Source organism: Microbacterium oleivorans NBRC 103075, assembly GCF_001552475.1.
Taxonomy (GTDB): domain Bacteria; phylum Actinomycetota; class Actinomycetes; order Actinomycetales; family Microbacteriaceae; genus Microbacterium; species Microbacterium oleivorans.
In genome coordinates this window covers 151,029-162,979 of record NZ_BCRG01000001.1, presented here as the reverse complement: position 1 = coordinate 162,979, position 11,951 = coordinate 151,029, and the positions used below count along the sequence as shown (strand labels likewise).

General features: G+C 68.9%; 14 protein-coding genes and 3 tRNA genes. 13 read left to right on the top strand and 4 right to left on the bottom strand.

All coding sequences use genetic code 11. The features are described from left to right. Positions 1-82 precede the first annotated feature (82 nt). A complete protein-coding gene (locus MO1_RS00725) occupies positions 83-616 on the top strand; it encodes an inorganic diphosphatase (RefSeq protein ID WP_036310790.1) in 534 nt (177 codons plus the stop codon). Positions 617-711: 95 nt separating this feature from the next. Here the strand turns inward: MO1_RS00725 and MO1_RS00720 are convergent, their stop codons facing one another. After that, positions 712-2,175: a M23 family metallopeptidase gene (locus tag MO1_RS00720; RefSeq protein WP_060914936.1), complete on the bottom strand. Its 1,464-nt coding sequence runs from the start codon at positions 2,173-2,175 to the stop codon at positions 712-714. A gap of 211 nt (positions 2,176-2,386) precedes the next feature. On the opposite strand from MO1_RS00720, the gene MO1_RS00715 reads away from it, so the two are divergent. From MO1_RS00715 to MO1_RS00705, 3 genes are all read left to right on the top strand, one after another. Next, positions 2,387-2,459, top strand: a tRNA-Glu gene (locus MO1_RS00715). Positions 2,460-2,480: 21 nt separating this feature from the next. After that, positions 2,481-2,554 (top strand) — tRNA-Asp (locus MO1_RS00710). 68 nt (positions 2,555-2,622) lie between these two features. Next, a tRNA-Phe gene (locus tag MO1_RS00705) sits at positions 2,623-2,695 on the top strand. Between the two features lie 67 nt (positions 2,696-2,762). On the opposite strand, the gene MO1_RS00700 is transcribed toward MO1_RS00705, so the two are convergent. Together MO1_RS00700 and MO1_RS00695 are read right to left on the bottom strand one after the other, a co-directional pair. Further along, positions 2,763-3,515 carry an MBL fold metallo-hydrolase gene (locus tag MO1_RS00700; RefSeq protein WP_060914935.1) on the bottom strand — a complete coding sequence of 251 codons (753 nt, stop codon included), beginning with the start codon at positions 3,513-3,515 and terminating at the stop codon, positions 2,763-2,765. Positions 3,516-3,527: 12 nt separating this feature from the next. Next, the gene (locus MO1_RS00695; RefSeq protein WP_060914934.1) at positions 3,528-3,794 is read right to left on the bottom strand and encodes a hypothetical protein; all 267 of its coding nucleotides are present in this window, start codon (positions 3,792-3,794) and stop codon (positions 3,528-3,530) included. Between the two features lie 67 nt (positions 3,795-3,861). Here MO1_RS00695 and MO1_RS00690 point away from each other — a divergent pair, with 67 nt between their 5' ends. Continuing rightward, positions 3,862-4,461 (top strand): class I SAM-dependent methyltransferase, encoded by a 600-nt coding sequence (locus tag MO1_RS00690; protein WP_060914933.1) that lies wholly within the window; start codon positions 3,862-3,864, stop codon positions 4,459-4,461. A 3-nt stretch (positions 4,462-4,464) separates the two neighbouring features. Here MO1_RS00690 and MO1_RS14820 read toward each other — a convergent pair whose 3' ends face one another. Next, on the bottom strand, positions 4,465-4,599 hold the full coding sequence (locus MO1_RS14820) for a hypothetical protein (RefSeq protein ID WP_255209195.1): 135 nt from the start codon (positions 4,597-4,599) through the stop codon (positions 4,465-4,467). 51 nt (positions 4,600-4,650) lie between these two features. On the opposite strand from MO1_RS14820, the gene MO1_RS00685 reads away from it, so the two are divergent. The 8 genes from MO1_RS00685 to MO1_RS00650 all read left to right on the top strand — a co-directional run bounded on the left by MO1_RS00685 (position 4,651) and on the right by MO1_RS00650 (position 11,949). Further along, positions 4,651-5,403, top strand: coding sequence for a DeoR/GlpR family DNA-binding transcription regulator (locus tag MO1_RS00685; protein WP_036310804.1), 753 nt, complete (start codon positions 4,651-4,653; stop codon positions 5,401-5,403). A gap of 60 nt (positions 5,404-5,463) precedes the next feature. After that, a complete protein-coding gene (locus tag MO1_RS00680) occupies positions 5,464-7,506 on the top strand; it encodes a bifunctional rhamnulose-1-phosphate aldolase/short-chain dehydrogenase (RefSeq protein ID WP_060914932.1) in 2,043 nt (680 codons plus the stop codon). 41 nt (positions 7,507-7,547) lie between these two features. Beyond that, positions 7,548-8,792, top strand: a complete 1,245-nt coding sequence (locus MO1_RS00675; protein WP_060915131.1) for an alpha-hydroxy acid oxidase — start codon at positions 7,548-7,550, stop codon at positions 8,790-8,792. 22 nt (positions 8,793-8,814) lie between these two features. Next, positions 8,815-9,222, top strand: a complete 408-nt coding sequence (arr, locus tag MO1_RS00670) for an NAD(+)--rifampin ADP-ribosyltransferase (protein WP_060914931.1) — start codon at positions 8,815-8,817, stop codon at positions 9,220-9,222. Next, positions 9,222-9,551, top strand: a complete 330-nt coding sequence (locus tag MO1_RS00665) for a hypothetical protein (RefSeq protein WP_060914930.1) — start codon at positions 9,222-9,224, stop codon at positions 9,549-9,551. Before arr ends, MO1_RS00665 begins: the two co-directional genes overlap by 1 nt. A 37-nt stretch (positions 9,552-9,588) precedes the next feature. Continuing rightward, the gene (locus tag MO1_RS00660; protein ID WP_060914929.1) at positions 9,589-10,437 is read left to right on the top strand and encodes an NAD-dependent epimerase/dehydratase family protein; all 849 of its coding nucleotides are present in this window, start codon (positions 9,589-9,591) and stop codon (positions 10,435-10,437) included. A gap of 118 nt (positions 10,438-10,555) precedes the next feature. Beyond that, positions 10,556-11,689 (top strand): glycosyltransferase, encoded by a 1,134-nt coding sequence (locus tag MO1_RS00655; protein ID WP_060914928.1) that lies wholly within the window; start codon positions 10,556-10,558, stop codon positions 11,687-11,689. Next, positions 11,689-11,949: a glutaredoxin family protein gene (locus tag MO1_RS00650; protein WP_036310822.1), complete on the top strand. Its 261-nt coding sequence runs from the start codon at positions 11,689-11,691 to the stop codon at positions 11,947-11,949. Before MO1_RS00655 ends, MO1_RS00650 begins: the two co-directional genes overlap by 1 nt. Positions 11,950-11,951 lie beyond the last annotated feature (2 nt).

The window sequence follows — 11,951 nt, the reverse complement described above, 5'->3', positions numbered from 1 at the left end:
AGATCCATCCGGAGTACGGCACGGGCAGCCGCGCAAGTAGGCTTATGCCCGCATCCCACCGGACTTTCAAAGGAGCACAGGTATGGGCGCCTACGACGCCGTCATCGAGATCCCGCGCGGCAGCCGCGTGAAGTACGAGGTCGACCACGGCACAGGCCGCGTCTTCCTCGACCGCGTTCTGTTCACCCCCATGGGGTACCCCGCGAACTACGGCTTCTTCGAGAACACCCTCGGCGAGGACGGCGACCCGCTCGACGTGCTCGTCCTCCTCGACCGCGAGATCTACCCGGGCGTCCTCGCCAAGGTCCGCCCCGTGGCCGTCCTGAAGATGAGCGACGAGGCCGGCGGCGACGACAAGGTCGTGGCCGTGCTCGCCAAGGATCCGCGCTGGGCGCACATTCAGGACGTCGACGACATCGACGAGTGGACCAAGGGCGAGATCGGCCACTTCTTCGAGCGCTACAAGGACCTCGAGCCGGGCAAGTGGGTCAAGGTCGACGAGTGGGCCGGTGCCGCTGAGGCCGAGCGCCTGGTCGGCGAGGCTTTCGAGCGCTTCGAGCAGCACGAGGGCGAGACTCGCACGCAGGGTGAGGGCGAAGCCCCCAGCACGCTCTGACGTGAAACGGAGAACGGTCGGATGCCGCTCGGCATCCGACCCTTCGTCGTTCTCGGCGAGATGGCGTCACGCGCGCGCCGTGCCGTCTCGTCACGTCAGACGCTGATGCCGCGGTTCCGCAGGAATGGGGCGGGGTCGACGCGGATGCCGCCGCGGTAGACCTCGAAGTGCAGGTGGCACCCGGTGGAGGCGCCGGTGCTGCCGATGTAGGCGATCGTCTGGCCGGCGCGGACGTAGTCGCCGTAGCCGACGTTGTAGCCGCCGTCGATGATGTGCGCGTAGCCGGTGACGGTTCCGTCGCTGTGCTGAACCCGGATGTAGTTACCCCAGGCGCCGCTCTCGCCCGCAAAGATGACGGTGCCGGATGCCGCGGCGTAGATGGGCGAGCCGCACGGGTTGGCGAAGTCGATTCCGCGGTGTCCGCTGGCCGTGCAGCCGCCTGAAGAGCAGATGCTGCCTCGGACGCCGAACCACGAGCTGATCCAGCCGTGCGCGGGTCGCACCCAGCCGGAGGCCTGGACGACACCGCCGCTTCCGCCGCTGCTGCTTCCGCCACCACCACCGCCGCCGGACGATCCGCCGCCGCCTGATCCGCCGCCACCGCCGCTGTTCGCGGCTGCTTCGGCTTCGCGGCGACGCTTCTCCTCCGCGAGGCGGCGCTTCTCTTCTTCGCGCGCCTTGCGGGCTGCTTCTTCGCGCGCCTTGCGGGCGGCTTCTTCGCGGCGCTTTCGCTCCGCCTCGACGCCCGCCTTGTAGGCGACGACAGTCTTCGCTGTGGTGTCCTGCAGCGCCTGCAGCTGAGCTTCGAGGACCTCGCGGTGCTCGTTCTGCGCGGCGAGCGCGGCCTGTGCGGCTTGCGCGGCATCCTGCGCGGCCTGCATCTTCTGCTCGGCCTCGACCTTGCGCTTGTCGCGCTCGTCGCGGGCGACCTGCGCCTGATTGGCCAGGTTCTTGGCGCTGTCGCGCGCACCAACCGCTTCGGCGTAGACGTCGCGGTTGGCGTCGACGAGGCGATCCATCGTGCCGAGTCGGCCGAGGAGGTCATCCGCGCTCGTGGAGGAGCCGGAGAAGAAGAGATCGAGGGTGGCGTCGCCCTTGCCCGAACGGTACTGCTGGGCGGCGAGGACGCCGAGCTTGGCGGCCGCTTCGTCGGCGACGGCGGACTGCGCGTCGGCCTCGGCCTGCAGCGACTCGGCGCGGGTGGCGGCATCCTCGAAGGCGATGAGGGCGTCTTGGTACTCGACACCGAGCCGCTCGGCCTCGGCCTGCTTCGCGACGACATCGTTCTGAAGCGATGAGATGAGGTTCTGGATGCGGGTGATCTCAGAGCCCTTGGCTGCTTCGTTCTTGCGGGCCTTCTCGACGTCGTCCCAGCTCGGGTACGAGGTGGCGGCGAAGGCCGGGAGAGCGAGGCCGAGACCGCCGGATGCCGCGGCGAAACCAAGGACTCCGAGTCCCAGGGCGTTGCGGCGGCTGATGCGCGATCCGAACGAACGCACCTCGTCGGCGGTCGGCGCGCAGCCGCAGTCGGCTCCGGTTGCTTCGGGTAGGTCGATCACTGCACACACCCTTCCCTCGGCCAGACGGCGTGCTGATCCGCACATCACAGTAGCAACACTGTTCACATTCGTCACAGGAGAGTCCACTGTGAGCACCGTCATCCTGCCCCGGTTTCGACGCCGAGAACGATGGGCGCGCCCTCGATTGGCACATTCGTCAGGGATCACATATGCTTGACCCTCGGTAAGCGTGATCCCCTCGGGGTCGCTCGGCCCCATCGTTTAGCGGCCTAGGACGCCGCCCTTTCACGGCGGTAGCACGGGTTCGAATCCCGTTGGGGTCACTCCCACAATTTAATAAGCATGGCCCTGTAGCGCAGTTGGTTAGCGTGCCGCCCTGTCACGGCGGAGGTCGCGGGTTCAAGTCCCGTCAGGGTCGCTCTAAGCGACGAGCCCTTTGTTTTCAGAGGGCTTTTCGTCTAAGACGTGGCACTTCTGATGCCATGAGGCTCTGTAGCTCAGTTGGTAGAGCGCACGACTGAAAATCGTGAGGTCACGGGATCGACGCCCGTCGGAGCCACACGAACCGTCGTTACAACGGTTCTAGGAACCCTCGCGAAGCTTCTATTCGCGGGGGTTTCGCCTTTTCAGGCGCTCAGCGTCTCGCCATCCTCCGGGACCTCGACGGACTCCGCGATCCCGTGCGCCCCGGCCGTCGCGCGTACATCGGCGCGGGTGACGGTGCAGTGATCGAGTGCTTCCATGTGCACGGCGACGATTCGGGCGTCCGGCGCGAGGCGGTGCACGCGGACGACGTCCTCGGCCCCCATCAGGATCGGGTCGAGGCCGGGCAGAACGGCCTCCCCGGTGTTCAGGACGATGACATCCGGCTGGTGGGCGGCGAGCGCCTCCTCCACCGCGGGGTGATAGACGGTGTCCCCGGCGATGTACAGCGTCTGCTCATCGGGGTGGGCGATCACGACACCCATGACCTCGCCGAGGTCCGCGGCGGCGACCGTCGCCTCCGAGCCGTGCAGACCTCCCGTGCGTGTGAACGTCACGCCCCGCATCGTCGTCGGCTCGTCGAGGACGCTCACCTGCGTGAAGCCCGCCTCCTCGAGGACGGCGGCATCCGCAGTGTGCTGAACAAGCACGGGAACCTCACGAGGGAGGAGGGCGGCGGCCGCGGCATCCCAATGATCGGAATGGGTGTGCGTGACGACGACGATCTCCGGATCGAGCAGGTCCGCGAGGGGCACGACCAGGTCGACAAGCGGATTGCGGCGAGCGCTGGCGAAGCCGGGCTGCGCACCCTTCGCGCCGAGCATCGGATCGACGAGGATGCGGGTTCCCCCAACCTCGAGCAGAAGAGTCGCGTTGCGCACCTGGGTGATCTTCACCCCCGGATCGTCTCACGCGCCGTCATCGAGGATCGCTTTCACGAAGGGCGGGCGAAGCCTGCTGTTATCCGCGATCTGCTCGGCAGTGAGCCCCGACTCGGAGAGAGCACGCACGATCGGAGCAACATTGGCGGCTAGGAGCGATATGTCGTGAGACCGCCCGCGCGTCGGGGGCAGCTCGGCCTCGAGATCCTGAAAGAGCTTCTGCTGCTGCCCGGTGAGGTGTCGCTCCTCGGAAGCGGGGATGCGAATCGTCCAGTCGGGTGGGTCGCTGCTCATACCGCCGCATACTGACACACACACCTCACGCGGTCAGAGCGGCGCGGCCGATCGATAGCCTCGCAGGATGACCCGGACGACCGACGCGTACTCGAACCGGGCGTCGGAGTACGTCGATCTCCTCGGATCCGTGAGCGCGATGCACCACGCCGACCGCCATCTCATCGAGACGTGGGGAGCCGCGGCATCCGGTCGGCTCATCGACGCGGGATGCGGGCCGGGCCACTGGACGCAACACCTCGCGGAGCGGGGCGCCGACATCCGCGGTATCGACCTCGTGCCCGAGTTCATCGACCACGCCCGCGCGACCCACCCCGGCGTCAGATTCGACGTCGAGAGCATCGAGTCGATCGACGAACCGGATGCCGCCCTGGGCGGTGTCCTCGCCTGGTTCTCGACCATCCACCACGAGCCGTCCGGCATCGCGGCTCCGCTCGTCGAGTTCGCACGAGTGCTGCGACCCGGTGGTTCGCTGCTCCTCGGCTACTTCGAGGCGGAGGAGACCGAGGCGTTCGACCACGCGGTCCTGCGCGCGTACCGGTGGCGCGCGACCGATCTGCAGCGCGAACTCGAGACCGCAGGATTCCAGGTCGTCGAGATCCACCGGCGTGCGGAACGGGGTCAGCGGCCGGTCGGCGCCATCGTGTGCGAGCGCAGCACGGACTGAGCCTCAGCGCGGCTCCGTCACGCGCACCAGCCCGCAGTCGAGGCACGACCACGCGACGGTGAATCGCTCGTCGTCGAGGATCTCGAACCGGAGCGGATCGCCGCAGGTCGGGCACATCACCGCCGCACGCTCGCTCACCGTTCGAGCCTAACCGCGGGGCCAGGACGGCGGCCCGGCTACCCTGATCGCATGCCGCAGTTGCTCAGCGCCGAACGGCGGTCGCTCCTCGTCGAGATGCTCGCCGAGTCCGGCAGCATCCGACTCGAGCCGGCCGCCGAGGCTCTCGGCGTCTCGGCGATGACGGTGCGCCGCGACCTCGACGACCTCGTCCGCGACGGCCTCGCGCGGCGCGTCCGCGGCGGCGCGGTCGCCGCCATCGCGCCGCAGGACTTCACCGCCCGGATCGCCGCACGCGGCGGCGCGAAGGCCGAGATCGCGCGCAAAGCCCACGACCTCCTCCCCCACGGTGGCGCCGCGGCGATGGATGCCTCGTCCACCGTCGGGGCCCTCATTGCCACCCTCGACGACAGCCACGAACTGCTCGTCGTCACGAACTCGTACGACAACCTCCGCACCGCCCAGGGCCGCCCCGCGGTCGACGCGATCCTCCTCGGCGGGCGCCTCGAACCACGCACCGGTAGCTTCGTCGGCGCGCAGGCCTGCGAGAGTGCGGCCCGCTTCCACTACGACCGCTTCTTCACGAGCGCCGCCGCCCTCGACCCGTCCTTCGGCACCAGCGAAACGACCCTTGAAGAGGCCGAGGTCAAGCGGGTCCTCTCGACTCACGCCGACGAGACCGTCGTGCTCGCCGACTCATCGAAGCTCGAACGCCTCGCCGTCGCGCGCGCCCTCGAGTGGGGCGATGTCGACATCCTCGTCACCGAGCTCGACCCCGCCGATGACCGCCTCGCGGCCTTCCGAGGGCTGGTCGACATCCGTTGACTCTGTTAGATTGTGAAAGGTTTCACAACATCTTTCACGTCTGAGCTCGCAGGAGAGTCGATGTCTTCCACGCCCACCGCCGCCGCCGAACTCATCGCGCGCAGCAATCGTCTCGGCTCCGACCCGAAGGTCACGAACTACGCCGGTGGCAACACGTCGGCCAAGGGCGTGGCGACCGACCCCGTCACCGGCGAGCCCGTCGAGCTCCTCTGGGTCAAGGGCTCCGGCGGCGACCTCGGCACGCTAGGGCCCGAGGGCCTCGCCGTCCTCCGCCTCGACCGCATGCGCGCCCTCGTCGATGCCTACCCCGGCGTCGAGCGCGAAGACGAGATGGTCGCGGCCTTCGACTACTGCCTGCACGGCAAGGGCGGCGCGGCTCCCTCGATCGACACCGCCATGCACGGATTGGTGGATGCCGCACACGTCGACCATCTGCATCCCGATGCCGGCATCGCCATCGCCACCTCCGCCGACGGCGAGAAGCTGACCGCTGAGATCTTCGGCGAGAAGGTCGCGTGGGTGCCCTGGCGCCGCCCCGGCTTCCAGCTCGGCCTCGACATCGCCGCCATCAAGGCGGAGAACCCCGACGCCGTCGGCTGCATCCTCGGCGGGCACGGCATCACCGCCTGGGGCGACACGTCTGACGAAGCAGAGCGCAACAGCCTCTGGATCATCGAGACCGCGCAGGCCTACATCGACGCCCACGGTGCGGCGCAGCCTTTCGGCGACGTCCGCACCGGCTTCGAGGCGCTGCCCGACGCCGAGCGCCGCGCGAAGGCTGCGGCCCTCGCGCCCACGATCCGCGGCCTCGCGTCAACGGACAAGCCGATGGTCGGCCACTACACCGACAGCGACGTCGTCCTCGACTTCCTCGCCGCCGAGAAGGCACCGGCACTCGCGGAGCTCGGCACCAGCTGCCCCGATCACTTCCTGCGCACGAAGGTCAAGCCGCTCATCCTCGACCTCCCGGCATCCGCCTCTGTCGAGGACTCGATCGCCCGCGTCCGTGAACTCCACGAGGCTTACCGCGCCGACTACCAGGCCTATTACGACGCGCACGCGACCGCGGACTCCCCCGCGATCCGCGGCGCCGACCCGCTCATCGTCCTCGTCCCGGGCGTCGGCATGTTCAGCTACGGCGCGAACAAGCAGACCGCCCGCGTCGCCGGCGAGTTCTACGTCAACGCGATCAACGTCATGCGCGGCGCCGAGGCCCTCTCGACCTACTCCCCCATCTCGGACGCCGAGAAGTTCCGCATCGAGTACTGGACCCTCGAAGAGGCGAAGCTGCAGCGGATGCCGAAGCCCAAGACCCATCAAGGGCGCATCGCCTTCGTCACGGGAGCGGCATCCGGCATCGGCAAGGCGATCGCCACCCGCCTGGCCGTCGAAGGCGCGTGCGTCGTCGTCGCCGACCTCGACCTCGAGAAGGCACAGGCCGCAGCAGCAGAGCTCGGCGGGACGGACGTCGCGATCGGCGTCGCGGCGAACGTGGCGGATGCCGCGGGTGTGCAGGCCGCGATCGATGCGACCGTCCTCGCCTTCGGGGGTGTCGACCTCGTCGTCAACAACGCGGGCCTGTCTCTGTCGAAGCCGCTGCTCGAAACCACCGAGAAGGACTGGGACCTGCAGCACGACGTCATGGCGAAGGGCTCGTTCCTCGTCGCGAAGGCCGCAGCGAAGGCGCTCATCGAGCAGAAGATGGGCGGCGACGTCATCTACATCTCGTCGAAGAACTCCGTCTTCGCCGGCCCCAACAACATCGCGTACTCCGCGACCAAGGCAGACCAGGCCCACCAGGTGCGCCTGTTGGCCGTCGAGCTCGGCGAGCACGGCGTGCGCGTGAACGGCATCAATCCCGACGGCGTCGTCCGCGGCTCCGGCATCTTCGCCGCCGGTTGGGGCGCCAACCGCGCCGCGACCTACGGCGTCGAGGAAAAAGACCTCGGCCAGTTCTACGCGAACCGGACGATCCTCAAGCGCGAGGTCGTCCCCGAGAACGTCGCCGACGCCGTCTACGTGCTGACCGGCCCCGAACTCTCCCGCACGACGGGACTCCACATCCCCGTCGACTCCGGCGTCGCCGCCGCGTTCCTGCGTTAAACCCGGCCCGCGTCGAATCACCCCAGAGGAAGATGGTCGTCATGGTGCAGCGTCAATTCCCGAAGCCGGTCGAGCTGCTCGAGCTCATGCAATTCAAGAAGCCCGAGCTCAACGGCACGAAGCGCCGACTGGATGCCGCGTTCACGATCGCGGACCTCCGCACGATCGCGAAGCGACGCACCCCCAAGGCCGCGTTCGACTACACCGACGGCGCCGCGGAGGGCGAGACCTCGCTCGCCCGCGCACGCCAGGCGTTCGAGGACGTCGAGTTCCACCCCGACGTGCTCCGCCCTGCCGAGAACGTCGACACGTCCGTCGAGATCCTCGGCGGGCCATCCGCCCTGCCGTTCGGCATCGCACCGACCGGGTTCACCCGGCTGATGCAGACCGAGGGCGAGGCCGCCGGCGCGGGAGCGGCGGGGGCCGCCGGCATCCCGTTCACCCTGTCGACCCTCGGAACGACCTCGATCGAGGGCGTGAAGGCGGCGAACCCGCACGGGCGCAACTGGTTCCAGCTCTACGTCATGCGTGAGCGGGAGATCTCGTACGGGCTGGCGAAGCGCGCCGCCGAGGCCGGGTTCGACACGCTGCAGTTCACCGTCGACACCCCCGTGGCCGGCGCGCGTCTGCGCGACAAGCGCAACGGGTTCTCGATTCCGCCGCAGCTCACCCTCGGCACGATCGTCAACGCGATCCCGCGGCCCTGGTGGTGGATCGACTTCCTCACCACCCCGAAGCTCGAGTTCGCCTCTCTTTCTGCCACCGGCGGCACCGTCGGCGACCTGCTGAACGCGGCGATGGACCCGACGATCAGCTACGAGGACCTCGAGATCATCCGCGGCATCTGGCCCGGCAAGATCGTCGTCAAGGGCGTGCAGAACGTGGCCGACGCGAAGCGCCTCATCGACCGCGGCGTCGACGGCATCATCCTGTCGAACCACGGCGGACGCCAGCTCGACCGCGCCCGCATCCCCTTCCATCTGCTCCCCACCGTGGTGCGCGAGGTCGGCAAGGATGCGACCGTCATGGTCGACACCGGCATCATGAACGGCGCCGACGTCGTCGCCGCGATGGCGCTCGGCGCGAAGTTCACGCTCATCGGCCGCGCCTACCTTTACGGCCTCATGGCGGGCGGGCGCGCGGGCGTCGACAAGACGATCGAGATCCTCCGCAGCGAGATCGAGCGCACCATGAAGCTGCTCGGCGTCGCCTCGATCGCCGAGCTCGAGCCGCGCCACGTCACGCAGCTCACGCGCCTCGCGCCGATGCCCCGTACCGACGCATGAGCCTGCGCGCTACCCTGGCGCGGTGAACGCAGCGGACGAGACCGGCCCCTCCTTCCACGGCACGAAAGCGGACCTTCAGATCGGCGACTTGCTGACCGCGGGGCGCACCTCGAACTACCGGCCGTCGATCGTGATGAACCACATCTACTTCACGGCGCTGCGCGACCCCGCGGGTCTCGCCGCCGAGCTCGCGGCGGGCGACGGCGAACCGCGCGTGTACGAAGTCGAGCCGACCGGCCCGTTCGAGGACGACCCGAACGTGACCGACAAGAAGTTCCCCGGCAACCCGACCCGCTCGTACCGCAGCACCGCACCGCTGCGCGTCGTCCGCGAGGTGACGGATTGGCCGAGGCTGACCCCCGAGGCTCTCGCGGACTGGAAGCGCCGCATCGCGGCGATCGAAGAGTCCGGCGGCGAGATCATCAACTGATGTCGGACGTCGTCCGCTTCTGCCGCAGCCGCAGCGCCGGTCGCCGCTGCACGCGGCCCCTCGACCACCCGGGCCTTCACCGGCACCGCACCATCATGTGGACGGATGCCGCGGCCGACCCCGCCGGCTGCCCCGGTTCCGGGCGGCCCGGCGAACCCGCCGCCCCGCTCGACGACGGCTGGCCGCAGGGTCGCGCCCTCTGCCCCGTCTGCCACCGCTTCGTCCCGCTCGAGGGCGGTCTCCTCGCCGAGCACACCACCTCCGACGAGGGCGAGACGGATGCCGAAGCATCCCACCGCCGGGACTGGCTCAACACCCACGGGTGGTGACGGCCCCGCCCTCCGGCACGCGTGACATGCTGACGGGATGCGCATCGCCGTCACCGGTTCGTCCGGAAAACTCGGGTCCGTCGTCGTCCGCGAACTCGCCGCCGCCGGCCACCAGGTGATCGGACTCGACCAGCACGGCACCCGCGGACCGGGCTTCGTGCAGATCGACCTCACCGACCACGGACAAGTCGTCGACGCACTGACCGGAGTCGGCGATCAGCACGACGGCATCGACGCGCTCGTCCACCTCGCCGCGATCCCGGCCCCCGGCATCCGTCCCGATGTCGCGACGTTCCACAACAACATCACGACCACGTTCAACGTGTTCTGGGCGGCGCTGCGCCTCGGGATCACGAAGATCGTCTACGCCTCGAGCGAGACCGTGCAGGGACTGCCGTTCGACGTGCCGCCGCCCTACATCCCCGTCGACGAGGGCTACCCGGCGCGCCCCGAGTCGGTCTACTCGCTCGTGAAGCACCTCGAGGAGCAGATGGCGATCGAGCTCACGCGCTGGTACCCGGCGGCATCCATCACCGCTCTCCGGTTCTCGAACGTCATGTGGCCCGAGGACTACGCGGAGTTCCCGTCGTTCGACGCAGACGCGCGCCTGCGCAAATGGAATCTGTGGAGCTACATCGACGCGCGCGACGGGTCGCAGGCCATCGAGCGGGCGCTCGAGGTCGCGGCGCCCGGTTTCGACCACTTCCTCATCGCCGCAGCCGACACCGTCATGAGCCGCGCGAACGACGAGCTCGTCGCCGAGGTCTTCCCCGGGGTCGAGATCCGCGGCGACCTCGGCGTCAACGACTCGCTGTTCTCGACCGCCAAGGCGCAGCGGGTTCTCGGCTACCGGCCGCAGCACTCCTGGCGCGACCACGTGGGCTGAGCTCGACCGCCGACGGTCAGGAGAGCCAGAACGTACGCCGGGGACATCCTCAGGCCCGGTCAGCGGTGCCCGGTTAGGCTGAGACGTCCCGTGCCCTCCGAGCATCACGAGCCCCGCCATGGATCTGTCGATCATCGTTCCGACCTTCAACGAAGGTCCGAACGTCGACGAGCTGCTGCAGCGCATCGGGGATGCTCTCGACGGCCGCATATTCGAGGTCATCTTCGTCGACGACTCGACCGACGACACCCCCGCGATCATCAACGTCGCGGCGAACAGTTCCCCGTTCCCCGTTCGTCTGATCCACCGCGAGAACGCCGACGCGGGCCTCGGCGGCGCGGTCGTCGCGGGGTTCCAGGCGGCCACCTCGCGCTGGTGCCTCGTCATGGACGGTGACCTGCAGCATCCGCCCGAGGACATCCCGCGGCTCATCGACCGCGCCGAGCGCGGCGACGTCGACGTCGTCATCGCCTCGCGCTACGCGTCGGGCGGCACCTCGAAGGGCCTCGCCGATGCGACGCGCACGGCGGTCTCGCGCGCATCGACCGCACTGACCAAGGCCATGTTCCCCCGCAAACTCGCGAACTGCTCCGACCCGATGACGGGGTTCTTCCTCGTCGACACCGAGGCCGTCGACGTCGAGGCGCTCCGGCCCCGGGGGTTCAAGATCCTGCTCGAAGTGCTCGCCCGACGGCAGCTGCGCGTCGACGAAGTGCCGTTCGACTTCGCCGAGCGCCACGCCGGCACGTCGAAGGCGACGTTCACGCAGGGGGTGCGCTTCCTCACCCAGCTCGCGATGCTCCGCTTCGGACGGATGTCGGCCTTCGCCCTCGTCGGCGGGTTCGGCGCCATCGCGAACCTCGTCATCATGTGGGGCCTGATCCGGATCGGCATGGACTACGTCCCCGCCGCCATCATCGCCAGCGTCATCACGATCATCACGAACTTCCTGCTGCTCGAGTACCTGGTCTTCGCCGACATGCGCTCCGAATCGGGGCGGATGCTGACCCGGTTCCTGAAGTCGTTCTCCTTCAACGGGCTCGAGGCGATCATCCGCATCCCGATCCTGTCGATCCTGGTCGAGGGAGCCCACATTCCGGCTGTCCTCGCCGCAGCGCTCACCCTCGTGGCCGCCTTCGTGCTGCGCTTCGTCTTCCACGCCCTCGTCGTCTACGCGCCGCGCCGATCGGGCCGCCCTGCGGGAGCACCCGAGGCCGCGCCCGCAGCAGCGGGCAGGCGTACGCTGGAGTGATGACCGACACGTCCACTCAGATCACGATGTTCGGCGCCGAATGGTGCCGCGACTGCCGCCGCACCAAGGCGCAGCTCGACAGCCTCGGAGTCGATTACCGGTACGTCGACCTGGAGGCCGAGCCCGAAGCCGCCGACGTGGCCCGCGAGATCTCGGGACGCACCAACATCCCCGTCGTCGTCTACCCCGACGCCACCCACCACGTCGAGCCCAGCAACGACGACGTCGCGGCGAAGCTCCGCGAGCTGTCGCTGATCTGACG

Bases quoted from the DNA above. Each gene is read 5' to 3' on its own strand.
- MO1_RS00660 (WP_060914929.1), top strand. From the start codon at position 9,589: ATGCGCATCGCCGTCACCGGTTCGTCCGGAAAACTCGGGTCCGTCGTC.
- MO1_RS00725 (WP_036310790.1), top strand. From the start codon at position 83: ATGGGCGCCTACGACGCCGTCATCGAGATCCCGCGCGGCAGCCGCGTG.
- MO1_RS00680 (WP_060914932.1), top strand. From the start codon at position 5,464: ATGTCTTCCACGCCCACCGCCGCCGCCGAACTCATCGCGCGCAGCAAT.
- MO1_RS00665 (WP_060914930.1), top strand. From the start codon at position 9,222: ATGTCGGACGTCGTCCGCTTCTGCCGCAGCCGCAGCGCCGGTCGCCGC.
- MO1_RS00655 (WP_060914928.1), top strand. From the start codon at position 10,556: ATGGATCTGTCGATCATCGTTCCGACCTTCAACGAAGGTCCGAACGTC.
- MO1_RS00695 (WP_060914934.1), bottom strand. From the start codon at position 3,794: ATGAGCAGCGACCCACCCGACTGGACGATTCGCATCCCCGCTTCCGAG.
- MO1_RS00685 (WP_036310804.1), top strand. From the start codon at position 4,651: ATGCCGCAGTTGCTCAGCGCCGAACGGCGGTCGCTCCTCGTCGAGATG.
- MO1_RS00675 (WP_060915131.1), top strand. From the start codon at position 7,548: ATGGTGCAGCGTCAATTCCCGAAGCCGGTCGAGCTGCTCGAGCTCATG.
- MO1_RS00650 (WP_036310822.1), top strand. From the start codon at position 11,689: ATGACCGACACGTCCACTCAGATCACGATGTTCGGCGCCGAATGGTGC.
- MO1_RS00690 (WP_060914933.1), top strand. From the start codon at position 3,862: ATGACCCGGACGACCGACGCGTACTCGAACCGGGCGTCGGAGTACGTC.